Raw genomic sequence first — 25335 nt, 5'->3', positions numbered from 1 at the left:
AGTTGATCAGCAGCTCCTTTTCTTATGAAACAAATGCGGCAGGTTAGTTTTACAAACAGGATTTATTTTACGGGTTAAAGAAAGTCAGATTAGGGGGATATTTAGATGTCAAACAATGAAAACGAAGAAATGCTGACAGGAGGGAATGTCTCTAACGTTTATCGTTCGGGAGATACTGTGCGACGAGAATTAAAACCAGATAGTCCTAAAGTTCATAAGCTATTAAAGCATTTGGAGAACAAAGGTTTCAGTTATGCCCCAAAGTTTTTAGGTATTGATGAAAAAGGAAGAGAGATATTATCATTTATTGAAGGAGAAGCTGGTAATCATCCTTTAAAAGAATACATGTGGTCTGATGATGTCTTAATGGAAATAGCGAAAATGCTCCGTCTTTATCATGATTCTGTCAGCGATTTTTCATTTGATGATAGCTGGCAATCGATAGATAACACCCCCCAACAATTTGAGGTACTATGCCATAATGATTTTGCGATATACAACATTATTTTTAAACATGAAAGACCAATAGGTATTATTGATTTCGATGTCGCTGGACCTGGCCCAAAACTTTGGGACATAGCGTACACTCTTTATACTGTTGTCCCCTTAAGTAGATTTAATCTTTCTGAAACAGGTGAGAAAGTTTATTATAATTCATTACAGCACTCTAACCGTATAAAACAAAGAGTTAGATTGTTTTTTGAATCTTACGGTGAGGGAATAGAAGAAGATTATTTGGAAATGGTATTGCTACGATTGGAAGGGTTATGTAAAACAATTACAAGAAAAGCCAGTGAAGGTGACATTGCTTTTCAAATGATGATAGATGAAGGGCATCTTGAACATTATCAAAACGATATTAAATTCATTCGTGAACATGGAAAAGAGTGGATTTAAGCGTAGGTTTTTTGTTGAACTAACGGGTACGTTAGCTGAAGATCGGAGCTGTCTTTAAGGCAGCTTTTTCTTTATGCAACAAACGGGGCAGGATAGTTGAAGATGAAATGATAATAGTGAGGGTGTTATTGGTTGAATATATAGAATTATATAAAGAAATTTTATTGCATCTGTACTGATATCAAATGGTATTATTTAGTTATGGATAATGTGTAACATTTTACCAATAATGAGTGTGTTCAGATGCAAATGGAAGGTAATTTTCAAATTTTCACTGAAAGCTAAAACTAAAGTACTGATAAAGAGCTGCTCAAATGAAGGGCGGCTTTTTTTATGGCCTGATTTCAGAAGCGGGGATACAGATACCAAAAGGTACAGTAATTGTGGGGTTATTTATACTATATATAGGTAAACAACAAGTAGCCCCAAATACGTTTACGAATAAAGTATTTAGGTCCCATTAAAAAAAGATGTATAGACTTTTTGCAGTTTAAAAATTTTAACCTATTCATCTTTCACATTTAATGGAGACTAGGAAGGTCAATGTGGTTATCCTGAGGGTTCACTTCTTTGCAGACCCTGATGTTCCATAATTGTTAATCGTTAATTTTACATTGTAGTTGACCGGGGTTTCACTGAATGTTTGGTCCCAATCCTTTTTGACCTTCTTCCATACTTTGGGGTTCTCAATTCTCAATCGATTTCCGAAGCCAGCAACGTCCACTTGGTATTCTTTTTGCATTTTTTCTACTACATTTCTCACCAAGCGTTTTACTTCTTTTTCAGAGGATTTTTCTGCTTTTTTTAGAAATTCATTATTAAAAGCATTTCCCGGAACCACCCAAGTTTCAGATAGTCTTCCCTCTGATTCAATGTTTACATCAAAAGGATGTTGTTTCCATTAACTCGAGGTTTAATTCTGCTTTTCATGGACTCTATCTCATACACAATCTGCTGACCAGTCTCTTTATCATAGCTTTTCACTACACCGCCTTTTCCCTTGCCTTTTATCCACGTTATGCCTTCTAGTTCTTCCTCATTCAAAACACCTGTCATTTTGTGGGTCTTTCCGTTGATTACTGCGGCTCCGGCAAATTTGACTTGCCCATTCACTGATAATACTTTTTGCAACAGAAAACTAGATCCTGAATGGAGCATGCTCTGTACTTTAATTTGCGGCATAGGAGGCAAAATCCTCGTTGTTCGATAGGCATTTTCTACAATGCCAACCAGACGAAACGATGGAATCTCTCCTGCTGTCTTTGTTTCCAGTGTCTCACTTGCTTTTCCTTTACTAATGAGCACAAGACAGCTTGGTCTAATTTCATTATCACGAAGAACTTGATCAAGTAAATTTCCCAATTTAAACGATTTTGCAAGATCTTCACTTATGACAATCACTTTCATATGAGTACTTGTTATGGGATTTTCAATTTTTAATGAGAGTTCACGAACCATCTGATGGACGGAATCTCCAGTTTCCGAAAAATTAATATAAGATTTTTGTTGTGGTCCGGCTTGTATAGTTGTTGAACTTGCAACTTCTGGAGTGATAAATTGATAGGTTGATGTAATCAGGTCTTCTTTTGAATAATATCCTTCCTTTTGTCCATTTAACTTTTTCTCAATGATGGACTCCTTGCCTTTATCGAATGCCAAACCTATACCTAAACTTTGCTCTTCAATTTCACGAGTGCTCCAACATCCTGTAAGAGATAAGAACAAGAGAACGGAGAGTGAAACGAAGAGGGGCCGTATATTGATTTGTGATTGTTTCATACTTTCCTCTTTTACTCTTAAGATAATAAGCAGGGGTAGTGGGAGTAAACCGAATAACAACAATGCGCCATTGCCGACGGAATCTCCAAGTTTTAAAAGGTCATTGATATTTTTCGGTATCATGGCAATCATATATAAAATCGGAAGCAAACCATAGGTACTTGTGTGAATGCTCTTTTTCGAAAGTAATAAATCGACATGATTTATAATGTGCTGTTTCAAAGAATAGTATGCATGAAGTAATAGATATGAATAATTTACAAAAAATCTTTTTTAGCTCACGTAATTACACACACTATTCGAGATGAAAAAAACCTAAATTTAACCTTGTTTTTACTCTTTTTTAATCTCGCATTGCTCCTGCCTCTCGGGAAGTCATTGCACCTTGTCCTTCGCTTACATCTTTTTGAATTTCTTGTTTTACTTTTTGTGCATCAGTTCCTGAAAATCCTGGTTCCATAATTGAACCCGAATTCTTTTTAGCTTGGTGATCCTGTTGCATACAAGTCCTCCTTAATCCATTGTTTAACACTCTTATTATTCACAAATGGTACTCAGTATATCCCGAGGATTTGAGCGGATATTAATTCTAAAGGGGAAGGTTAGTTCCATAAACGTAGCAACAGCGTTATGAATGAATTTGATACCTGGTGTTTTTTTATCACACAAAAAAAACGCTCTCCTTTCCAGCGTTTTTCCCATAATACATGCTCTATTCTTCATTTCTTTTGTTTAAAAGCCATTTTACCCCTAAATATAAAATAAATAATCCTCCAGCAGCAAGTGATACAGCCGAGATTAATTCCTGTCCTTTCAAGGAGAGGGCTTTTGCCAATTCGACTGAATATGATAGGGACGAGGCTGACATTAGTTTTGATAGTGAAGCGATCAGGATAAATCTGCTGAAAGATACTCCGCTTATCCCCGATCCGAGGCAAATGATTTCATCTGGGAGAATCGGGATAACGAACAGAAGGAAAAGGATAGCCGTTTCATTTTTTTGCATATATTTCTGGTAGCTTTGCAAGTGCTTTTCTTTTACTAATCTTAATGCAAGCTTTTGCCCACCAATCCTAGCTATAAGGAACATGACTGCTATTCCGGAAATAGTTCCGAAAAAACTTAGATAAGTTGCGGTGAATGAGCCAAAAACTGCACTGCCTGCAGGAACCGTTAAAGCTTCAGGCAAGGGCAATATGATTGGCTGAAGGAAACAAATAAGGAGGAAAAGGAGTTTACTTAAGAGGGGGTTTCCTCCTAAAACGCTCCCAATACAGATCACGTCTGTCAGAAACAAAAACTTTGTTGTATAAAAAATCAGACAGACAATAATCAAAAAAATGCTCAAGTACACTAGTGCGAGGCGTGTAAGTTTTAAATAGTTTTCTTTTTTCATGATTATCAAAACAAGATTAATAGACAGAATGCTTATTAAAATGACTATAAATATAACTTTATATATTGTCAGCAGCGATGGCAAAAACACAAAAATGCACATGGCTACAAAAGCGCCCATCAATAAATGCGTCCACAGCTCATGTTTCTTTCCAAGAATCACAGTATTCTTTCTCCCTTTAAGTGAATTTTATTTGTATGATTAAGTGTACTGACAAAGCCATCTTAAGAAAGCAGGCTTGGGGTTTAATTGAAAGTAAGACCTGAGGTTTAGAATCCCTACTAGGACACGGGCGAGTTTTCATGATGGATTTAATTTTCTTAATCTTTTTCACTTTAACATTGTTGGAGTGTAGGGCTTTAAACTCAGGGCTATTCATCACCAGACTCATGGTCGCAAGGAAGGATAACGCCGCAGTCGTGATCCTCCACATTTGGGAAGGACAATTTGGCTTTTTCACATCCCGGAGCTTGCCTCAGCGAGATGCAATCGTGCATGACGAAGGAGCGCAAAGCCGAAATAACGAACTACAGGAATGCTAATAGGGGCAGGATAGTTCAACAAGGAATTAGAATTAGACTTCATCCTGGAACTAGCAAGGAGTAAGAGGTGTTATAGGAATGGTTGTGGATTTAACTAACATATTGCTACTTGGGGATTTAAACGTAAAGTTCAAAAAGACGAAGGGGATATATCTTTATTTGCAACCCTGTCTCTTACTTTAGTTGTCTTTCCTATTGTTCAATTCTTTTCATCCAGACGTTATATTAACGGAACCCATACACAAAAAGCCTTAGATTCTATTGAATTCAAGGCTTTTCGAAATGTAACCTTATTTTCGTTTATCTTTTTTATTCCATTATTGGAACCCATTCCCACATTTGATAAAGTATAGTATCATGAATAGGTATTTCAAACAAGGAGGAGATATGACCAAAAGCCATGCAAGCTAATGTCGTTCCATTTCAAAAAGTACTAATTTCGCAAGTACACGAAAAGATTGACTACAATCAGAAAGCGCTTACTGACGAAAAACCAAAACGATATCTTCAGAGCTATTTAAGACAATTTATTCATTGGATCGATCACACTCCTGTTCTAGTTTAACAAAAGGAGATTATCAGTTTTAGATAAACTTCTTTTAAGTTGCATTCATGATAAAAAAGGTATTAGATGGGAAATTGTTACAAAACAGAAAATGAATCATCGGAACAATAGGATTCATTATGCTTGGAGTCCGCAACATAAAACGTGAATAAATAGGCTACGGGATTCATCCGTATTATTAGAGAATAGGATATATATCGGAAAATTTTTTGGAGGTAGAAAAATGGCAAAAATTACTGTAGGAACCGAAAATGAAACACCGATTGAACTATATTATGAGGATCACGGTACAGGGAAGCCGGTAGTATTAATTCACGGATGGCCATTAAGTGGCCGATCTTGGGAATATCAAGTTCCTGCTCTCGTTGAGGCTGGATACAGAGTCATAACTTATGACCGTCGAGGGTTCGGGAACTCTTCTCAGCCATGGAACGGTTATGATTATGACACATTCGCTACTGATTTACACCTGTTACTAGAGCATTTGGATATCCAAAATGTGACACTGGTCGGATTTTCAATGGGGGGTGGAGAAGTAGCCCGCTATATCGGAACTTACGGAACAAATAGAGTAGAGAAGGCTGTATTTGCAGGAGCTGTACCACCATTTCTTTACAAGTCAGTAGAACATCCTGAGGGAGCATTTGATGATGCAGTCATTCAAGGATTAGAAAATGGAGTAAAAAATGATCGCCTAGCATTTCTTGATGAGTTTACGAGAGGATTTTTTGCTGCTGGAGAACGAACTGACATAGTCAGTGAACCATTCCGGCTTTACAATAGGGATATTGCAGCAGGTGCATCGCCTAAAGGGACACTAGAATGTATTTCTGCTTTCAGCAAAACGGATTTCAGAGGGGATTTAGCCAAGTTTAATATACCTACCCTTGTTCTTCATAGTGATTCAGATGCAATTGTTCCATTTGAATATAGTGGGAAGCTGACACATGAAGCAATTCCTGATTCAAAGGTAACTTTAATAAAGGGTGGTCCACATGGGTTCAATGCAACACATGCCAAAGAATTTAATGAAGCACTGCTAACATTTTTAAAGGGCTGATTACAAATGACCGTAAATTGTTGCAAACTGATCGATAAAAATCGTTTTTTTTTGATAAAATCAACAATGAATATAACAGAGCCACTTTAAAAACGGGTGCGTTAGTTTAAGATTGGAGCTGTCTTTAAGGCAGCTTTTTCTTTTTGCAACTATCGGGGCGGATAGTTCATTAAGAGTTATAATTTAAAAGGAGAATTTTTACTTGCCTTCGTTTAATAGGAAGTTTTTACTTTGAAGAAAACAAATATTTCTTTGGTTACATTTGCCGTAATCATTACAGTTTTAAATCACTTTGTTTCTCCAATTTTCTTAGATGTAGGACCTGATAGTTCAGGGACTGGCTTATCAATTCTTTTATTGGCTATTGCACTATTAAATCATCTTAGGGAAAAATAATAATTGTACTAATAGGTGCTTGAAATAAAAATTTTACTGTTATTAAGCTGTTTTCTTGTTACACTAACGGGTGCTTTCCTTCATTTAGGCCTAGTCACCACAGGGGTGCTGCTTTAATCCGTCGTGATTTACTGAGGTAAAACCTAGTGTGCCTTGTCTAAATACCTATACAGGTCTCCCTCCTTTCTTACCTCTTGATCTTGCTGCTTGAAGATCCGACTTTATTCGTTCACTAATAATAAGCTCGAAAATGGAGAAATACGCTACAAAGTTTTTTGATTTTGCCATGGTCCGCCAAAAGGTGACAGAACTGCAAAAAAAGCTCAGGAGCAAGCTGCGCTTATAGTCGAATTAACGTGAAAAAATTCTTTCAAGTTCTTTATTTTGAAACGAAGCGATAGAAGTAGGAGTCATTAATTATACAAATATGCGAAAGAACAAGTACTCCTATACTTGTTCTTTCGCATATTTGCATGCGTAAAAAAATGGGCGCGTTTACATTTCAGAATATTCTAAAATAATAAATGTGAGTTTTTGTAGTTTTTTGTAGGATGTTGTAATTTCGATGATAAAGTAAATGAAAAGTTAAGTTTTTATTAACAATGGTAATCGTTAGGGGATACAGAGTCATGGTAGTAAAGGTCAAAAAGTAAAAAGAGCTTAAGCATAATGAAAAGGGAAAGGTGAGGAAAGTAAATGAAGAAATTTAAATTAAGTTTAGCTAGCCAAATTTTCATTGGTTTAATTCTAGGGATTATCGTTGGTGCCATTTTTTATGGTAATGAGACGGCCCAAAACTTTTTACAGCCATTCGGAGACATTTTTCTTCGAATGATTAAAATGATTGTTGTGCCAATCATTGTGTCAAGTCTTATCGTTGCAGTTGCTGGTGTAGGTGATTTGAAAGCGGTAGGTAAACTAGGTGCTAAATCATTATCATACTTTGTAGTGGTAACTATGATAGCGATTGCTGTTGGTTTAATTTCAGCGAATATCATCCAGCCTGGTGCTGGTGTGAATATGAATAATCTGGAACAAACTGATATCTCTACATATGTGGATACAGCAGAAACTAAGCAGCATGAATCCTTTGTAGATACACTCGTTCACATTGTACCATCCAATCCAGTTAAAGCCATGGTAGAAGGCGATATGCTAGCGATCATTTTCTTCTCCGTGTTGTTTGGGCTTAGTATTGCGGCTATCGGTGATAAAGGTAAACCAGTATTCCGTTTCTTCCAAGGTACAGCAGAAGGAATGTTCTACCTAACTAACATGGTCATGAAATTTGCTCCTATCGGGGTATTTGCACTAATCGGTGTGACCATCTCCAAGTTCGGTTTGGAATCTTTAATTCCGTTAGGAAAGTTAGCGCTTTCTGTATACGGCTCAATGATTTTCTTTGTAATTGTCATTCTGGGTCTTATAGCGAAATTTGTCGGATTCAATATTTTTACGTTGATTAAACTTCTAAAAGAAGAATTGATACTTGCGTTCTCTACAGCAAGTTCAGAAGCGGTTCTTCCGAAAATCATGGAAAAAATGGAGAAAGCGGGATGTCCGAAACATATTGCTACATTTGTTATTCCGACTGGATACTCTTTTAACCTTGATGGCTCTACATTATATCAAGCGTTAGCAGCTATCTTCATCGCTCAAATGTATGGAATTGATTTAAGCGTGTATGAGCAAATTACGCTAATGCTAGTGTTAATGATCACGTCTAAGGGGATTGCGGGTGTACCAGGTGTATCTTTCGTAGTTCTTTTAGCGACATTAGGAACAGTTGGTATTCCTATTGAAGGTTTAGCATTTATTGCCGGTATCGACCGTATTCTTGATATGGGACGTACAGTAGTAAACGTTATTGGTAATTCACTTGCGGCAATCGTCATCTCTAAATGGGAAGGTCAATTTAATGATGTGAAAATAAAGTCGCATAATGTTTCATGACCGAGTTTAATGACTGAGAATAGGAATCGGAATTCTCTTTGAAGAAATTAACCTAAATGATTGGAGGTTCATCCTCAACATAACCGCGATAATGTTATTATGGTTCTGGTGTTAAACTTCAAGATTATAGTTTAGAAGAGATGGACTCTTTATCTGAAGCAAGTAATCCAGAGTGATATCCAAATTTTAGTTATCATATACTATATATCGATCTTCCGCAATCGGGCGCTTTTATTGAGTAAGGATCACAGAAGTGATCAAACTTTTTTATAAAAGAATGATTGAATTGAATATATTAAGAGCGTGTTTTGATCAATCTTTTTTTCAAAACACGCTCTTTCTTTTTGTTGTTTATCAAGGTTATTATTATCAATTTGATCAAACATTAATCTAAAGCTACAAGTCTTATGCAACTAAACCAGCCAATAGTTTGTCAACATTTTTCAATAAACACTTAAAAAGTTTCATGATATACTAAATTTGCGTATACCAAATAACCGTCCAAGGTTCTGTGTTTGGAAAGTTTTGGGCTGTTTAGTTATACTTTAAAACTAGGCTAGATCTTGGAAAGTCGATTTGCTTTTTAAAAGTGCATAAATCCAATGTAAGAATTTATTGGCACATGCTATAACGGCTACTTTAAAGGGCTTTCCTTCCCCACGTTTCTTATCATAAAACTCTCGTAATCGCTTGTTACGAGGAATGATTTCATCTGTCGTTTTCTTTTTGCGACAATCACGAATGGCACATTTTACAGCCATATACAAGGCGTGTCGTAGCCTACTAGAACCTCTTTTGGTAATCCGATTTAAAGTACCTTTGAATGTACCAGATTCAAAAACACTTGGATCGATTCCAGCAAATGCAACCAGTTTCTTAGGGTGATTAAACCGATCAATTTCCCCAATTTCAGAAATTATCGTGGCAGCGATTTTTTCACCGATACCAGGGATCGATTGGATAATCTTACACTCTTCAATACCTTTTGCTAAAGCATCTATCTCATCTTCAAGCTTGGATAGATGCTTTTTGTATTCAAGAAGCATATTAATATACATATCCAGGCTTAAGGTCAGACTATGATATAAGTTTTTCTGAAATGGATTTTGAGCTGCGGCGGCCATCAGTTTTTCTGCCTGACTGTCTGCCCATTTTTGCGAACGACTTTTACATAATTCCTTTATTTTCTTGGCGATTGTCTCTTCACCAGTATCCAGGATTTTTTGTGATGTAGGAAATGTTTGTAAGGTTAGTAAAGAAACATATGAATGTAAGTCACCAAAAACCCCACGGTATTCAGGAAACACTTGATCCAGAATTGCTTGAAATTGTAATTTAGTTTGTACAAACAGGCCTGTAATATTTTCGTGCTGTCTTGTAAGGTTACGTAAGTTTAAGAGTTGGATTCCTCGCTGTTTATACGGCTCTAAGTCCTCTTTATAATACAGCTCGCAGAGATGACGAGCGTCAATAACATCTGTCTTTACCTTGCGTAAACTAGAACTCTTAGCTCGATACGATATGAGTGGATTTACGATAATCAATAAGTACCCTATATCCTCGAAAAACTGGACAACTGGTGTATGATAATGTCCAGTGGATTCTAATACAATGGGAGGCCGTCCCCCGGATACATTTTCTACTTCTCTAATAAAGTCTAGAAGACTAGCTAACCCTTCAAGAGTATGTGCTACTTTAAAGCTTTTTTTGTAAGGCTGCTTTTTATCCAAGAAAGCTTGAACCTGAATTTCCCCTTTTGCCACATCCAGACCAACAACTGGATTCATAAATTATCTCCTCCTAATATAAAGTCACCGGTACCCCATTTCCTTCTTGTAGTATCATAGCTTCGCTTGTTATACGAGATCATAGTCCCAACCAGCCTCAATCATGTTTCTACAAGTAGGGGGCGAACTGTTTAGTTGACGGGATCAAATCCCACGGGTGCGGACGTTCTACCCCGGCTACGGTTATCATATATCGATATAAAAAAGGGTCAACCAGAAATATTTTCTGGATGACCTTATAATACGAACGGGTGCGTTAGTTCACTAAAAGAAAAAAGGAGAGTACATATTATACATGGCTAATATGTATTCTCCTTTATTTATTAAGGTTTTTTATAATTAGGTCTAGATAATTTTGAAAAACTAACAAACATTAAAGGACCGCCAATAGACCTGTTTTTTGTACGAAAGAAGGATGGCCACCAAGTTTCGACGAATATATCAATATACTTTTTGGAGGTGTTGGATATGGGGATTTGTTGTGGAGAGTGTCACGTTGAATTAAAGAGTGATGATTATGTCACATTGGATGAATTTAGCACGCTGAGGCACACATATTGCGGTTATGATCTTATTGCCGAGCTGATAAAAGACATTGGGACTTATCGAAATATCAAAACAAAGTATTGGTTTTCCCGTGAGCGTACTAAATGAAAATCGGTAAAATCTTGGAGTTAATTAAAACTGATACACCAGCGAATATTGCCAAAAGGGCTGATGTTCATCTTTCAGAAAAATTACTAAGAAAAGCATTGAATAAAGCTGGTTATGAGTATAGAAATTCAGGCGAAAAAGGCTGGTATTTCGTTGGTGAAGGTGACGAGGAAACGGTACAAGAGCAGCTTATTTATGACTTTGCAACAGCAGGAAAAGCAAAGGCGAACGTTTCAACTAATGTAAATAAAGAACCTATTAACGATACCAACCAACGTTCTAACGTTGGCATAAAACGTGGTAAAGAACAGGTCAAACAAGCGAACGAACAATCAGCACCAACCATAGAACGAACCAACGTTATAAGAAAATGGATGTTGAACTTATGAAGGAACTAAAAATACAAGCAATCATTCATGATAGGACGGTTTATGAACTAGTTGAAGGTGCCGTAAGGCACTATTTAGCTGAATTAAAGGGAAAATGATGTGGCTTTGAAATAAAGTCACGATGTTTATAATAAAGTTGTACCGTTTTACCCCTTTGGATAATATCCTCTAAAGGGGTGTTTTTATGTCCAAAAGATAAAGTACATCTGAAATTTAAAAATGGTTCAAGGGAATTTTTGAGTGGTAATAGAGTTGTTCTGTTAAAGGGCGCGATTCTTTAATAAGAATTACTTTTCTTATAGAACTACCATGAAAATAAGTTTCTTTAAAAATGAAAAATAACAATACTTAAGAAGACCCTGCTCAAACGTTAAAAAAAGAGGAGAGCGTTAATTAATTAGTCTATGGATTAGGGTTGACTGGATTAAGGTCAGTATCAGTATTGACACTTCCTAACCATTTTCATTCTTTGTGGTGAATCGCCGATTTTTGCGATTCATGGATGGCTAACGGGTGCGTTAGCTGAAGATCGGAGCTGTCTTTAAGGCAGCTCTTTTCGTGCGCCCGGCATGGGTGCAATCTATAGGGTGTGAGTCCCGAACCATGAAGGCAGTAGTAATGGTTAGCTTAATACAAGGGTGTCCACGGTGACGTGGAATCTGAAGGAAGCAAGCGGCAAACCTCCGGTCTGAGGAACACGAACTTCATATAAGGCTAGGTATCATTGGATGAGTTTGCGAAACAAAACAAAGTCCTTACTGCCGAAGGTGGTACAGAGTAAATGAAGCAGATAGATGGAGGGAAAGATTGCGCTCTTACCCGGGGAGGTCTGATGACAGCCAAGTACACTTGGTAACCTGTCCAGTGATGGACAGCTGAATCATTAGAAGTCAGCAGAGGTCATAGTACTTGTCTAATCGAGAAGATAAGGAAGGGCCGAACAGATTAAGGAGGACGGATACTAGGCGTTCGTTATTCTGCGAAGAAGCAAACAATTCCTTTTGGAACTTATTTGAAGGAAGAAGTGGTGAATACACGGGGAACTTCAAAAGGGCGGAGCAGATAAAGGCACAAATAGACCATCTCGTCCACGTAAGAAAGGATATCAACGATGTTAATGGAACAGATACTAGAGAGGGGAAACTTAATACAGGCATTGAAGCGTGTAGAAAGAAATAAGGGGAGCCATGGTGTAGATGGAATGCCGGTTCAAAACCTGAGACCGCACCTCGTAACCGAATGGGACAACATGAAAAATGCCCTTTTACAGGGGACCTATCAACCGCAGCCCGTCCGACGTATCGAAATCCCGAAACCAAACGGCGGAGTTCGGCTATTGGGTATTCCAACCGTTCTAGACCGTTTCATTCAACAAGCCATTGCCCAAATATTGACCAAGGTATTTGACTCAACCTTTTCGGAGAATAGCTATGGATTTCGCCCTAACAAACAAGGACACCAGGCGGTTCGAAAAGCAAAGTTCTATATCACCGAAGGTTATACATGGGTAGTGGATATGGACTTGGAGAAATTCTTCGATAAAGTGAACCATGACAAGCTCATGGGAATGGTAGAGCGGAAAATTCAAGATAAACGGGTCCTCAAACTGATTCGTAAATTCCTTCAAGCAGGCATGATGATAGGAGGATTATTTCATAAAAGTGAGGAGGGAACTCCGCAAGGAGGTCCGTTAAGTCCTTTACTATCTAATATCATGTTAGATAATTTAGATAAAGAACTAGAGAAACGCAATCTTCGATTCGTAAGGTATGCGGATGACTGTCATATCTTTGTGAAAACTCGAAAAGCCGCCAAACGTGCAATGGGAAATATCTCAAGCTTCATTGAAAATAAACTGAAGTTAAAGGTCAACTACGAGAAATCGAAGTATGACCGTCCTTGGAACAGAATGTTTCTGGGTTTTAGTTTCACGATGTCAGAGAAGAACCCGAAGGTTCGACTGGCTAAATAAACGGTGAAGAGAGTAAAGAAACGAATCAGGGAAATGACCCATGGAAATCCGAATAAATAAGTTGAAGCAATACCTTAGAGGTTGGATGGGGTATTTCTCCCTCATTGATACTCCTAACGTATTGAAGAATTTAGATTCATGGATTCGAAGAAGACTCAGGATGTGCCTATGGAAACAATGGAAGTTGCCAGGAACGAGAGTGAGAAAACTCAAAGGACTAGGCGTCCCATTTGTAAAGCATATGAATGGGGAAATAGTAGAAAGGGTTATTGGCGTATTGCGCATAGTCCTATTCTAGACAAAACCCTTAATAATGCTTATTGGCATTATCAAGGGTGAACAACTTGGAGTTGGTCCTAAAGTAATTAGCTAATATTTCCATTGTAGATGTTATAATTAAAGAATTAACAATTAAATTATGTTGGGACTTGGAGATTTGTCCCAAGTGCAGTGGTCAAGCAATAAACTGTTCCTGCAACGTATATGATGAAATGGTTGATTGAAAAAATACACTATTAAATTGTAGGAGGTTGGTGAAATGGACTTGAAAAGGTCTCAATATGATGAAAAGAACATAAATGAGGGTAAGTCAATCAGATTCTTTGAAGGAGTAATTGAAGAAAACGGTTGGAAATACAGACGACAAGAAAAAGACAATGATATTGACGGTGAGATAGAGGTTTTTTCAAAAAAGGGAGAAACAACTGCAAAAATCGTTAAAGTACAGTTAAAATCTACAACCTCATTGGAGGTCAACAAAGATTCAGTAATATTTGATTGTTCAGTAAAGTTTTTAAATTTTTGTGATGTATGTGATATTCCAATTATCATTGTTGTCTATGGAGTCGAAGAGAAAAAGGCATACTGGTTATGGACACAAAAATATATTTTACAGACGTTAGATAATGATAAGTCTATATGGAGAGACAACACTTCAACCGTAAGACTTAAAATACCAACATCCAATGAAGTATTAGAACATGAACAATTTTACAGTGAAGTAGAAAGAATTTCTAATGATGGAATTAATGAGATACAGCAATGGAGGAAACGAGATACAAGTGAATATTACTATACAATACTGGAAGAAAAAGATAATTCAACTTTAAGTAAAAGAAGAATTAGTGCCAAAATATACATAGAGCGTTCTTTTGCTTCCTCGAAGGATTCCATGGTTGAACTCATTAAAAAGATAAATGAAAAGGTCAAAAGTAATAATTACAACAAAGGTGTACTGAAAGGAATTAAGGAAGAGTCAGAACCAGACTATATTTGGCTTTATTTCTATGATGATTTAATTCAGTTTGAATATGGATTACCTTTTTGTAGAACTGAATGGTTTGTTAATAAGAGAAATTCACCTATATTATTAGAAAAATATGACCAGTTAATTACTGACTTAAATATAAGAGTTACATGGGAATACAACAGACCATTACAAAAATATTTGATATCCAACGGATATTCAAAGAATCAATATTTAAAAGATATAATAGAAGTTCTTAAGTTTGTAAACGAGGAACTTAAACTACTTCCAAAATATTTTAACCAGGAAGATAAAACAAAATTTTATAATCACATCAGTGAGAAAAGAAAAGAATATTTAAGTAACTTTTTAGTTTTAAGTGATTTGCTCCCACCTTATGAATGTAGAACACTACATGATGTATTGCAAAGCGCATTGGGCGATATAGATAATTTAGCTAATGAAATTGAGAATAAACAACGGAACGAACGATATTTGAATAACCAATACCTTGCAAAATTCCTTGTTCATTTTATAACACTGAATTATGAAGTTTCTAAAATAACATGATATAAAATAGGATATAGCAAAATATAAGCTGATGGGTATGTACTTAAGGTTTAGAAGGAAATCCAGATGATAAAAAATTAATAAATGCCAATTCCATTTTCATTAAACATGATCCAATGAATTTTTTAACTTTTATTGCTAAGGTTTTGAAACATCAAGGGACGGAAGAACATGAATTACTCCCTACGATCTGAAAGGGTAGTTTCTTGGCCAAATTAAATGTTACAAAGATGACCTGGATTTTGAGGCAATACCTATACTGCATCGTATATTATTAAGCAAGGGTTACCAGTTGGGTATGTAATTACAACAGGGACTTTACTAAAAATGCACGTTGTAACGCTGAAGTAAATCAATGGGGGCCAAATAGTTGAGCTTGGGTTAGAAGGATTAAATGAGATTAAGCAACTAATACCAGAATATATGTAACAAACTATTTAGGGTTGAACTGTATTGTGTTTTTTTAGAGGCATCTATGCTTGCTATCTCTAATTGAGGTGGCTGAAGTTAAAGGTACTTTTAATTTAAGGAAAGAACAGACTATAAGTTTACATAATACGGATTATTTACAGTCAATAACTATGATTTCCCCCTACAAAAAAAGGATAGAGTCTATAGGCTTCTATCCCTTTTTGTTCTATGGTTTAACTAATATAAAATGCTTTACCTGTTATTTTAAATTTTGAACGTCAGATAAAACACCATCTAACTCTTTTGCCGCTTTTGTAAGTGTTGGCGCATCAAGCGGGGAAGACGTTGCACCAGCTTCTATTGTGTGAAGGGGAGTTTCGACCTTACCATATAGATCCGGGCTTTTAGCTTTCACGTCGTCTTCAAATGTTTGCCAAGATTCCTCAAGCTTCGCTCCACTTTCTTTTACTTTTGTAGCATCCTTGGCTTTTAGCTGTGCATTTAGGGTTGCAATCGTTTGTTTCATATCCTTCGCGCCATCACTAATGGAAACAGATTTTGAAGAGGACTGTTCGGTTTTCTTGGTTTCATCAGCTTTCTTTTCGTTATTGGTACCGCAAGCAGTTAAGCTTAATGCAGCTACTACGAGGATAGGAACTAGTAATTTACGAGATTTCAATTTTGTTACCTCCAGTATGTACTTTAATTTTACTATCTTTTCTTTTATTTAAAAGTGCTGCAATAACAGCAATTATAAGTAAGATCACCTGAGGGATAATACTTTCCCAGGTTGAATATACACCGAAAAAGTCAATGCTAGGGATGGGTGCCTGAGTTGCCGGTAATAACCCGGCAAGCTGCAACCCATGAATCCCCATGCCAGCAAACTTAATGCATAGGTAGAACATCAAAATGCTTGATACGAGGAAGAATGGACGCATTGGAATTTTCAAACCTACCTTGAGTATGAGGTATGAAACAATTACAAGGATGATCAGCCCAATGGCAATCCCTAGTAAAAGCGATGCTAACTTAATGGAAGCAGCCATCCCGATAAAGAATAGGACAGTCTCTGTTCCTTCACGGAAAACAGCCAGGAACGAAAGAATGGCTAGGGAGAACAAGCTACCGGTATCAAGTGCTTTTGTACTTTGTGCCCGAATATATCGTTGCCATTCAGCAAGACTTGATTTACTGTGAAGCCAATAACTCATATATAGAAGCATCACTGCTGCAAATATCCCTGTCCAACCGGATATCAAGAAATTGTTACTTCCGAATGTACCAGCAGAAAATAATAGGTTTACAATTACGCCAAGTACAAGGCTTACTCCAAGTCCGGCTCCTACTCCGTACCAGATCCATTTACTTTTCGCTTCATGGCCTGCTTTTCTCAAAAATCCAAGCAAAGCCACCACTACAAGCAATCCTTCCAATCCTTCGCGAAGAAGAATGGTCGTTGCATCCAGCATCGTATAACTTGTCTTAGCTACCAGTGGAGAGAGGTAATCACGCATACCTTCAATCGTTTTTTTTGCACCTAGCACATCTGGGGGATTGGAGGATAGCATGGCGTAGCTAGCAACCATATCCCTTTCTGCTTTACCATATATCTTTGAGGACTGAGTAAGGACAATTCCCTCGACATTCAACCATGATTTTCGGAACTTCTCTATGTCCCTTCTTGCGCCTTCAATATCATTATCATTAATCTTCGAAAGAGACTGATTTAGCAGTGTCACAAGTTCTGCTATATTTCCAGTGGTACCTGTATTTTTACCACTTTTAGATGAAGAAGAATACTTACCCTCTATAAACTTTTGGTTGGTCTCTTTTAATCTAATAAGTGCATTTTTTAATTTCTCATTATCCACAGGCTGCTGAGCAAAAGCGAACTGAGCTTGACCCATGTTATCTTCAATATCATGATAGGCGAGCTGAGAATGGTTTTTCACTCCATCTTCAATTGAAATCCAAGTAGATGTAAAGGTTTTGTATTGCTTAAAAGCTGACTTTGTGTCGCCCTTATCCACAGATTGGATAGTTTCTATAATTATCTCATTTGCTTTTTTCATATCATCGGATGCATTAGCTGCAAAACTGTTTATTGGTAAAATGACAAAAGCTGTGAGTAAAATTAAAAAAGTCGTAACTAACTTGCTTTTCATAAAGGCCCCCTATGGAATGAAAAGTATCCCTTGTTATGTAAAAATAATTTTTATAATCAGTAATGAAAATCATTATCAATTATATCTATAGAAACTATACGTTCTTTATTAATGGTTGTCAATAAGTCTTTTCAAAGGAGTATATTGGTACAAGTTTTTCAACTTCCTTTAACAGAGCCAAGAATTAAAAAAAAGCATTTAGCTGTCTTATTTGCACTTGCAAATCCATGTCCATCCAAATCCATGAACCCATACTCTCCTACATCTTAGACCCCAGTGATCGTGACCATGTCCGTGACCGAGCAGCTCGAACTAGTAAAACCCACAAACAGGAGAAGAAATACAAATGCGGCTTCAAAAGTTGGCCAGTCAATTGATCAATGGGCAAAAAACTTTTTGATTAGGCTAGTTGAAGAGTACATAAGGAGTTATTCAACAATTGGGCCAGATTGCGAAGGAAGAATTGCTGACTTTACAAAAGGTAAATTAGTAAGGATAAATAGTGGTGAACCGAAAAGAAGGCGCTTTTGAGTGAAGCTATTATTTGGAATTTAATGCATAAGATTGGAACCAATGCCCATTTCAAACGTAAGTAATGTAAAAGACTTAAGGATGGGAGGCATAAGTATGAGGCAGCTTTATATAAAGCAGAAGGTATTCAGTCTTAGCGGGAAATTTACAGTAAAGGATCAGCAGGAGAAGGATATATATTACGTGGAGGGAAGTTTTATGCAAGTTCCAAAGACTTTCTCCATTATGAATACAGCAAGAGATGAAGTAGCACTCATTACGAAAAAGGTGTTCAGCATTTTACCAAAGTTTTTGGTTGAGGTGAATGGTCGAGAGGTATTTACAATAAAGAAGGAATTTTCCTTCTTAAAAGCACGATATACAATTGATGCGGCAGGCATTGAAGTACATGGTAATTGGTGGGATATGGATTTTCAAGTTTTACAGCATGGTAAAATCGTAGGTGAAGTGGGCAAGGAGTGGTTCACTTGGGGCGATAGCTACAAGGTTCAAATAATAGATGAAGAGATGGAAACCATTATTATTGCACTCGTTGTTGCAATTGATTGTGTGAAGGCTGATCAAGCAGCTGCTTCCTCAGCAGCGTCGATTTAAAGTAGAAGTGTAAAATTAAAAGGCTGACATTTTTTAAAAAATCACTGCTTGAATAGGTGCGGTGAATTGTATCATAAGTATATGAGGTTTTTATTCTATACAAAGAAATAAATGACACCTAGACTGCACTATGTCTAGGTGTCATTTATTTTGTCATGAGATGTATCCGAGGTCTAAAGAAACGGTGTTAGGAAATTTGGTCCTTGTATAGAGCTTCACTCAAGTTAGTTTCATTGTTTTGGTCACTTGATTCGGATTTATAAAAATCTTGTTTATCCAAGAATACGGTGGCCAAGGTACCCCCAACCAGACCCCAGAATGGCGCTCCAATATGGAGAATAGAGATCCCAGAGATTGTGATTATAAAGGAAAAGAGGGCGCCTGATTTGAATGGACCAGAGAAACTCATTTTCAAAGAGTCAACCAGTACACTAATCATGGCAACGCCACCTAGTAATTGAATTAATGAGGCAGGAATGACATATGGAATTTGCGAAGCTATTGGAGAGAATAGAGCTAATAGACAGGATAATACTCCTAATACAATAGCAGCGACATACCTATGTTCAAGTTTGCCTGATTCTTTATTAACAAGTAAGCCCGTCATGGGACCTGCAATACAGGCTGGGTGGCCCCCAAAAAAAGCATTTATAATAGTACCGATTCCGCTCCAATTGGTCATGGCATTGATCGGTGGACGATAGCCATGGGTCTCTAACATAGCAATCCCTTGGGCATTTTGAATGGCAATAACCGTAAAGAGTAATGGAATGACAAGTTCCCCTACAACGGAAAAACTAAATGATGGAATGATAAAATGGGGAATGCCCATTGTTATATGGATAGGCTGTACAGAAACGTTCGGCAAAAATTTAAGACAAAGAATTGCTGCAATGATCGCCCCTAATATAGGCGGAAACTTTTTTGAAAATCGTAAGAAAAAAGAAAGAGCAAGAAAGACAAGTAAAGGGATTCCGTTGAGTAAAGGATTTTTTACAACCGAGCCGATCATTTCAGTTCCGAAAGGGAGTAAGACGCCTGACACCATCCCCATCATAACTGGCATAGGCAAAACCTTCATCAATTTTGTAACAAGGCCAGATAATCCTAAAAGAAAAATAAGGATCCCGGTTATAATATAGGCACCAACCACTTGGTTGAAAGAATAATGGGTTAAGCTTGAGCCGACAAGAATGGCTCCAGGTATTGAAAAGGCATAGCCTATGGGTTGCCCATAATATAAGGAGACGATGAGCGTTAGGAGTCCCCCCATTCCATAAATGGCGAAAATCCATGAGCTGGTTATGCTACCAGACAAATGACCTTTTGCAGCAGCTTGTAAAACAATTAATAATGGTCCTGCTGAACCAAAAAGCCAGGCCACAAATCCATTCGATATATTCCCAACTGATAAAAGCTTTGGAAATTGTATGGTATTTTTTTTGAACAACAAAGTCACTCCCCTTCAACTTATGAATTACACTACATCTTAGTGTATACTTGATTTATCAATACTTAAAATATCTGTTTTATCTTTTTACTATATCTTTTAGGTATGATGGAGGTTTCATTTTGGATATTCGACAGTTAAAATACTTTGTCACTATAGCAGAAGAAGGTAAGATCACGACAGCTGCAAAGAAATTAAATATTGCTCAACCCCCTTTGAGCAGACAACTCAAACAAATGGAAGAAGAGCTAGGCGTCATTTTATTTGATCGAGATAACAAAAGTCTTAATTTAACCTTGGAGGGGGAAAGATTACTTCTTCGAGCAAAAGAACTTTTAAATAAACTTGATGAAACAATGGTAGAAGTTCAAGAATTGAGGAAAGACGCCAGTGGGATTTTATCTGTTGGATCCAATCTTTATTGTGCATCTTTAATTCTTTCCAAGGTGGTAGATATTCGTGAGAAAAATCCTGGTCTTACTTTCAAAGTATGGGAAGGTGAAACGATTCATCTCATAAAAATGTTATCTAAACGTCAGATTGAGATTGCGATAACAAATAGTCCAATAACAGAAAAAAGTATCTCTCAAATGACATTGGAAAGTGACCCATATGTGCTTGTTTTGCCTGAAAAATGGACGTGGAGTGGATCAGAACAATGCAGGTTAGAGGAAATCATCGATTTGCCATTGATTCTTCTGCGACCAAACTATGGTTTAGGTGCGTATGGACAAATTGTCAATGAATTTCAACGGTTAAATTTAGAACCAAATATACTGTGCGAATGTCAGGATTTAATTATGTTACTTGGTCTCGTTTCATCGGGGTTTGGTGCAACGATCTTACCGCTCTCGTTATTATCCCTCCATTCATTGGGAGGATTGAGAGTCATTCAGCTAAAGGATCAGACCTTAATATCTGAACCCAAAGTAATTTGGAGGAAGAATAGTTATTTATCAAAAGCAGCAAAAGAATTTTTAAAACTTTTTTAGACACCGAAATTATTTACTCAAAAGTAAAAGACTTCAACGTTGAAAAATGGCAAATAAAATGAAACAGGTATTAGTTTTGACTGTGGTAAAGTAGATCTATAAATGAAAAATAAAATATATCCATGGTTTTATAACCTCATTTAGATTCGTTACGGGGAACCGTATCATAAGTAAATGAGGTTCTTAAATAATCTATATTAAATGAATATTGCCCCCCACTTTATAGGCTTCTAAAAATTCTTACTTATGCTCAGGATGAAAAAGTTACACTAAACTTAAAAATACTCCCCTTTAAAGGAGACAGATTTATTTTCTAACCAGGCTGCTGGACGGGAGCAAATCATAATAGTTTTTATGTTAGTTCTAAAATTGACTGCAAACGTAAATTAAGATGCTCTCATTCACCGCCGTCTTTGGAGAGCCAGTGGAAGTTTGAATCACTTTATCGAAACTCCCATGTTTCTCCTGGACTAATAAACCCACAGCATCCATCACGATAGAAAAATTTATCAAGAACCAGGCACTACAAAAAATTTTCATCATATATAGGTGATATCCGTTCGGATTTGATGAGGAGGATATCATGCAACCTATGTTACCTATGGAAAAATATTTTGGGCAGTTTGAACTGGTGCATGCTTTTTATGGGGCTATGCCTACAGGTGTCAGCGTTTCCGAAACCGGTCGTATTTTTGTATGCTTTCCGAAATGGGGAGACGACGTTCAATTTACTGTGGCGGAAATTGTTGAGGGTGAATTGCAGCCTTATCCCAGTGTAGAAACCAATTTGGTTAATACTGGGAATATTACGATGTCTTTCGTCAGTGTCCAAAGTATCGTTGCTGATGGAAGAGGAACACTTTGGGTACTAGATACAGGGGCACCAAATTTTTCTGAACCTATTCAAGGGGGAGCAAAATTAGTTGCTGTTGATTTAAGCACGAATACAATAAGGAGAGTATATACCTTTACAGAAGATGTTGTCTTGCCAACAACTTATCTGAATGATGTCCGTTTGGATTTTCGGGTTGGAAGAGCAGGCTATGCATATATAACGGATTCTTCTTCCAGAGGGCCAGGGGCTATTATCGTCGTAGATTTAGAAAATGGGAACGCGTTTAGACGGTTAAATGGGGCAATATCAACTTCACCTGATCCCTATTTTTTACCGAAAGTAGAAGGTGAAATTTTGATGAATCGAAACCCGGACGGCTCGACTTTCCCATTTAGATTGGCTTCCGATAGTTTAGCGATTTCTCCTGATGGAAAGGTTTTATTTTATGCTCCGCTAACCAGCCGTCAGCTGTTCTCGATCTCAACAGAAGCCCTAAGAGACAGAAGGATACAGGACCTGAATTTATCCCAATATGTGCAGTATTGGGGGGAAAAAGGTGCGTCTGATGGAATGATCACCGGCGCAAAAGGAACCGTTTATGCGGGAGACTATGAAAACAATAGTATCCGGAAGATATTGCCGAATGGCGCAATGGAAACCATCGCACATGACCCGAGAATTTTATGGCCGGATACTTTTTCGATTGGCCCCGATCAATACTTATATGTCATTGTGAATCAATTACATCGGCAGGCGAGATTTCATTATGGAAGAGACCTGCGGGAAAAACCATATAGTTTACTTCGTATGAGAATTGATGAATTCCCTGCTCCTACCTTTTCATAGTAATCGTAAACGAAGGTAGCTATCCCCTATCAGGGAGCTGCCTTTTTTGTCAGATATTCCCGCAACTGTCCTATAATAAAGAAGTGACTTAACTCAAATTGAAAAGCCTGCTTCATCTTAGATTTAAAAATATAAATAAAGCACCATAGGCATGAAGTATTTGATACAAGGACAGATGGATGTATTAAAGTGGTCCTTAAGCCATAAAGATGGTTGATTTCATTTGGAAAAATAGATTTTACAACTATGGATATGGATTATGAGTAAGAAGGGAAGGTATCAAACCCTTTATTTAACTTTTTGGAGGTAATTTTTACTTCTGGATGAAATACGCATAGAAGAAGATTTAAGAAAAGTGAACACCCCTGTCTTGGGAGCTACATTTACCTTATTCAAATTAAGCACCAGAAAAGACGATTTTGCCCACGTTAAGGGAAAATCGTTTTTTTTGGTGCTCTAAGCTAGCTTTTTTTTCATTAAGTAAAACCCACGACCTACAAAGACTATAAGGGGCAAATTAGTTATAGGGTTTTTGTTATTTTTTACTTTTTTTCGTTTGGATTTATCACATATACTCTTTCTTTTCTTCGGAGATCAAAATCAGAAAAGGTTATAGCAGTAAGTAGATTCATTCAGCTTAATCATTCGGCATATACTCTTTCATAGTAAAATCCCTATCAATTGTGATAGAGTTTGCAAATTCAAATCCAATCGATCCATCATCTTTCAAAACAAGAGAAGCATCAAAAGGCTTCTTTTCTTTTGCCTTCGGTTTCATCCCTTTGATCACACTTGCTTTCTTCTTGGTGCATAAATCCTGTTTTTCTGTCACTTTCTTTCCAAGCATTTGAGATGGGAATGTCTGTTTACACCCACTTGCATATTCCGAGCATCCATAGAAGGAACGTTTGAAACTGATATTCCCTTTTTTACAGGCAGGGCATGGAGCAATGATATCCGATTGCTGAACTGTTTCAATACTTTGTGTAATGTTTTCTGTCTTTAATTGTTCTGGCACTTCTGCCAATAATTTATGAATGAATTTTACAATGTTCCCCAGGAAGGCTTCTTGTGAACCGGTGCCATTTCATATTTTCTTTAAGTATGTTTCCCATTTAGCTGTCATGGAAGGACTGGACAATAAATTTCCTTCGATGGACTGACAAAGAATCTTTCCTTTTTCGGTGATATTGACTATATTTTTCTTTACCTCGATATATTGCTGTTTCTTAATGATTTCAATAATGCCACTTCGGGTTGCTTCTGTACCAAGACCCTCTATCTCTTTTAGAATTTCAATTTCTTCTTCATTTTCAACGGTTTTTCCGCATATTTTCATCATTGGAATGAGGGCTTGTGTGTCGTCATTCTTCGACTCTTTTTCATCGCTCATTGGAATATTAATGATCCACTTCCGTCATTTACCATTTTTGGTCTTTCCAGTAGTCTCAAAATCAAGTTGATTTACATCTGTTATGACTTTCGTTTCTTCATACACATAATCTTCATGGAACATAGCAAGGGTTGTGTTAAGCACCTCAAAATAGATGTTTCGTTCTTCGAGCGTTAAGCCTTACAGAGTGGAACTAGAAGGAATGGTTTTTGTCGGGATAATGGCATAGTGTTCTTGAACCTTAACGTGCTCATAAGATAATATTTGCTATACCATTTTATACTAAAGAATTGGTAGGATAATGGAGGATGTTCAGCTTGTTGAATAAGGTCCCTTTTAGGGTCTGAATTTGCAAGTTTTTTCTGTGATCAAAAATAACAGATTCAAGTTAAAAGTAGTATAAACCATAAAGACTAATGTTATAATAGTAATAACAATTATAACTTCTATTGAAGGAGGAATGAATAATGGCTATTAGGAAATTAACTAAAGTCGGAAATAGCTTGGGTATAACGTTTCCGGTTGAAATGTTGAAAACTGCAAATTTAGCCTTTGGAGACGAATTAGAGGTTGAGTACAAGGGTGAAGAAATCATTTTAAGGAAAATAAAAATGTGAAATTACCTAAAGGTGTAGATGCAGAATTTATGGAAATGTTATCAGATGTTATTAAAGAACATGACGAAGCATTCAAGGGATTGGTAGATAGATAGTATGACGTTGGATTTATTGCTATCAATGCCATTCAAATAAAAGTTTATTCCCCTACTGAACAAATCGGAGTGAAAGACCCCGGTCTTATAGATTGGATCATCTACATTACCATTATTCCCCCGTTTAGCTAAGAACTTGCTATAATATACCCCCCAAAAAAAAGCAATGTTTCTCAAGTTCGAGAAATTCATTGCTT

Annotated in this window: 19 protein-coding genes and 4 pseudogenes; 13 read left to right on the top strand and 10 right to left on the bottom strand. The window is 36.9% G+C overall.

From position 1 onward, the window contains the following. Positions 1–105: 105 nt before the first annotated feature. The gene (locus tag AC3ISB_RS14530; protein WP_489273613.1) at positions 106–897 is read left to right on the top strand and encodes a phosphotransferase; all 792 of its coding nucleotides are present in this window, start codon (positions 106–108) and stop codon (positions 895–897) included. A 562-nt stretch (positions 898–1459) separates the two neighbouring features. On the opposite strand, the pseudogene AC3ISB_RS14525 reads toward AC3ISB_RS14530, so the two are convergent. The 4 genes and pseudogenes from AC3ISB_RS14525 to AC3ISB_RS14510 form a co-directional block, all read right to left on the bottom strand. Then, a pseudogene (locus AC3ISB_RS14525) lies at positions 1460–2676 on the bottom strand (Ger(x)C family spore germination protein). A gap of 343 nt (positions 2677–3019) precedes the next feature. After that, positions 3020–3178 carry a hypothetical protein gene (locus AC3ISB_RS14520; protein ID WP_185150970.1) on the bottom strand — a complete coding sequence of 53 codons (159 nt, stop codon included), beginning with the start codon at positions 3176–3178 and terminating at the stop codon, positions 3020–3022. Between the two features lie 210 nt (positions 3179–3388). Next, a complete protein-coding gene (locus AC3ISB_RS14515) occupies positions 3389–4234 on the bottom strand; it encodes a TVP38/TMEM64 family protein (protein WP_489273612.1) in 846 nt (281 codons plus the stop codon). Between the two features lie 136 nt (positions 4235–4370). Then, positions 4371–4588, bottom strand: a pseudogene (locus AC3ISB_RS14510) (IS110 family RNA-guided transposase); the annotation flags it as partial. A 420-nt stretch (positions 4589–5008) separates the two neighbouring features. Here AC3ISB_RS14510 and AC3ISB_RS14505 point away from each other — a divergent pair. The 4 genes and pseudogenes from AC3ISB_RS14505 to AC3ISB_RS14490 all read left to right on the top strand — a co-directional run. Beyond that, positions 5009–5179 (top strand): annotated as a pseudogene (locus AC3ISB_RS14505) (NADPH-dependent FMN reductase); the annotation flags it as partial. A gap of 223 nt (positions 5180–5402) precedes the next feature. After that, positions 5403–6239 carry an alpha/beta fold hydrolase gene (locus tag AC3ISB_RS14500; protein WP_489273611.1) on the top strand — a complete coding sequence of 279 codons (837 nt, stop codon included), beginning with the start codon at positions 5403–5405 and terminating at the stop codon, positions 6237–6239. Positions 6240–6470: 231 nt separating this feature from the next. Further along, a complete protein-coding gene (locus AC3ISB_RS14495; protein WP_179891114.1) occupies positions 6471–6635 on the top strand; it encodes a hypothetical protein in 165 nt (54 codons plus the stop codon). 696 nt (positions 6636–7331) lie between these two features. Further along, entirely contained in the window at positions 7332–8588 is a 1257-nt protein-coding gene (locus tag AC3ISB_RS14490) for a cation:dicarboxylate symporter family transporter (protein WP_098372412.1), read from the top strand. 551 nt (positions 8589–9139) lie between these two features. Here the strand turns inward: AC3ISB_RS14490 and AC3ISB_RS14485 are convergent. Continuing rightward, positions 9140–10375, bottom strand: a complete 1236-nt coding sequence (locus AC3ISB_RS14485) for an IS110 family RNA-guided transposase (protein WP_489273557.1) — start codon at positions 10373–10375, stop codon at positions 9140–9142. Positions 10376–10843: 468 nt separating this feature from the next. Between AC3ISB_RS14485 and AC3ISB_RS14480 the strand changes: the two genes are divergently transcribed. From AC3ISB_RS14480 to AC3ISB_RS14465, 4 genes and pseudogenes are all read left to right on the top strand, one after another. Beyond that, a complete protein-coding gene (locus AC3ISB_RS14480) occupies positions 10844–11029 on the top strand; it encodes a hypothetical protein (RefSeq protein WP_034306238.1) in 186 nt (61 codons plus the stop codon). Next, positions 11026–11418 carry a hypothetical protein gene (locus tag AC3ISB_RS14475; protein ID WP_489273610.1) on the top strand — a complete coding sequence of 131 codons (393 nt, stop codon included), beginning with the start codon at positions 11026–11028 and terminating at the stop codon, positions 11416–11418. The genes AC3ISB_RS14480 and AC3ISB_RS14475 overlap by 4 nt, the downstream gene beginning before the upstream one ends. A gap of 1111 nt (positions 11419–12529) precedes the next feature. Beyond that, positions 12530–13729: pseudogene (gene ltrA, locus AC3ISB_RS14470) on the top strand (group II intron reverse transcriptase/maturase). 199 nt (positions 13730–13928) lie between these two features. Further along, positions 13929–15206, top strand: coding sequence for a DUF4365 domain-containing protein (locus AC3ISB_RS14465; RefSeq protein WP_489273609.1), 1278 nt, complete (start codon positions 13929–13931; stop codon positions 15204–15206). A 670-nt stretch (positions 15207–15876) separates the two neighbouring features. On the opposite strand, the gene AC3ISB_RS14460 is transcribed toward AC3ISB_RS14465, so the two are convergent. After that, the gene (locus AC3ISB_RS14460) at positions 15877–16296 is read right to left on the bottom strand and encodes a hypothetical protein (RefSeq protein ID WP_489273608.1); all 420 of its coding nucleotides are present in this window, start codon (positions 16294–16296) and stop codon (positions 15877–15879) included. Next, positions 16283–17785 (bottom strand): FTR1 family iron permease, encoded by a 1503-nt coding sequence (locus AC3ISB_RS14455; protein ID WP_489273607.1) that lies wholly within the window; start codon positions 17783–17785, stop codon positions 16283–16285. The genes AC3ISB_RS14460 and AC3ISB_RS14455 overlap by 14 nt, the downstream gene beginning before the upstream one ends. 627 nt (positions 17786–18412) lie before the next feature. Here AC3ISB_RS14455 and AC3ISB_RS14450 point away from each other — a divergent pair. Then, positions 18413–18910, top strand: a complete 498-nt coding sequence (locus AC3ISB_RS14450; RefSeq protein WP_489273606.1) for an LURP-one-related/scramblase family protein — start codon at positions 18413–18415, stop codon at positions 18908–18910. A 187-nt stretch (positions 18911–19097) separates the two neighbouring features. On the opposite strand, the gene AC3ISB_RS14445 is transcribed toward AC3ISB_RS14450, so the two are convergent. Next, positions 19098–20360: a benzoate/H(+) symporter BenE family transporter gene (locus tag AC3ISB_RS14445; RefSeq protein WP_489273605.1), complete on the bottom strand. Its 1263-nt coding sequence runs from the start codon at positions 20358–20360 to the stop codon at positions 19098–19100. 122 nt (positions 20361–20482) lie between these two features. Between AC3ISB_RS14445 and AC3ISB_RS14440 the strand changes: the two genes are divergently transcribed. Together AC3ISB_RS14440 and AC3ISB_RS14435 are read left to right on the top strand one after the other, a co-directional pair. Further along, entirely contained in the window at positions 20483–21352 is an 870-nt protein-coding gene (locus AC3ISB_RS14440; protein ID WP_144529279.1) for a LysR family transcriptional regulator, read from the top strand. A 583-nt stretch (positions 21353–21935) separates the two neighbouring features. Continuing rightward, on the top strand, positions 21936–23033 hold the full coding sequence (locus AC3ISB_RS14435; protein ID WP_402937401.1) for an L-dopachrome tautomerase-related protein: 1098 nt from the start codon (positions 21936–21938) through the stop codon (positions 23031–23033). Positions 23034–23670: 637 nt separating this feature from the next. Here the strand turns inward: AC3ISB_RS14435 and AC3ISB_RS14430 are convergent. Next, entirely contained in the window at positions 23671–24051 is a 381-nt protein-coding gene (locus tag AC3ISB_RS14430) for a topoisomerase C-terminal repeat-containing protein (RefSeq protein WP_489273604.1), read from the bottom strand. Between the two features lie 69 nt (positions 24052–24120). Continuing rightward, complete coding sequence (locus AC3ISB_RS14425) at positions 24121–24426, bottom strand: DNA topoisomerase (RefSeq protein WP_056519680.1); 306 nt, start codon at positions 24424–24426, stop codon at positions 24121–24123. Positions 24427–24893: 467 nt separating this feature from the next. Between AC3ISB_RS14425 and AC3ISB_RS14420 the strand changes: the two genes are divergently transcribed. Beyond that, positions 24894–25043 carry an AbrB/MazE/SpoVT family DNA-binding domain-containing protein gene (locus tag AC3ISB_RS14420; RefSeq protein WP_489273603.1) on the top strand — a complete coding sequence of 50 codons (150 nt, stop codon included), beginning with the start codon at positions 24894–24896 and terminating at the stop codon, positions 25041–25043. Positions 25044–25335 lie beyond the last annotated feature (292 nt).

The sequence above is a fragment of the Peribacillus sp. GL_122 genome, assembly GCF_057835005.1.
This window is presented reverse-complemented; position numbering and strand designations above follow the sequence as displayed.

Coding starts and splice junctions, on each gene's coding strand:
- AC3ISB_RS14490 (WP_098372412.1), top strand. CDS start 7,332: ATGAAGAAATTTAAATTAAGTTTAGCTAGCCAAATTTTCATTGGTTTA.
- AC3ISB_RS14530 (WP_489273613.1), top strand. CDS start 106: ATGTCAAACAATGAAAACGAAGAAATGCTGACAGGAGGGAATGTCTCT.
- AC3ISB_RS14480 (WP_034306238.1), top strand. CDS start 10,844: ATGGGGATTTGTTGTGGAGAGTGTCACGTTGAATTAAAGAGTGATGAT.
- AC3ISB_RS14435 (WP_402937401.1), top strand. CDS start 21,936: ATGCAACCTATGTTACCTATGGAAAAATATTTTGGGCAGTTTGAACTG.
- AC3ISB_RS14455 (WP_489273607.1), bottom strand. CDS start 17,785: ATGAAAAGCAAGTTAGTTACGACTTTTTTAATTTTACTCACAGCTTTT.
- AC3ISB_RS14465 (WP_489273609.1), top strand. CDS start 13,929: ATGGACTTGAAAAGGTCTCAATATGATGAAAAGAACATAAATGAGGGT.
- AC3ISB_RS14485 (WP_489273557.1), bottom strand. CDS start 10,375: ATGAATCCAGTTGTTGGTCTGGATGTGGCAAAAGGGGAAATTCAGGTT.
- AC3ISB_RS14520 (WP_185150970.1), bottom strand. CDS start 3,178: ATGCAACAGGATCACCAAGCTAAAAAGAATTCGGGTTCAATTATGGAA.
- AC3ISB_RS14475 (WP_489273610.1), top strand. CDS start 11,026: ATGAAAATCGGTAAAATCTTGGAGTTAATTAAAACTGATACACCAGCG.
- AC3ISB_RS14425 (WP_056519680.1), bottom strand. CDS start 24,426: ATGAGCGATGAAAAAGAGTCGAAGAATGACGACACACAAGCCCTCATT.
- AC3ISB_RS14450 (WP_489273606.1), top strand. CDS start 18,413: ATGAGGCAGCTTTATATAAAGCAGAAGGTATTCAGTCTTAGCGGGAAA.
- AC3ISB_RS14420 (WP_489273603.1), top strand. CDS start 24,894: ATGGCTATTAGGAAATTAACTAAAGTCGGAAATAGCTTGGGTATAACG.
- AC3ISB_RS14500 (WP_489273611.1), top strand. CDS start 5,403: ATGGCAAAAATTACTGTAGGAACCGAAAATGAAACACCGATTGAACTA.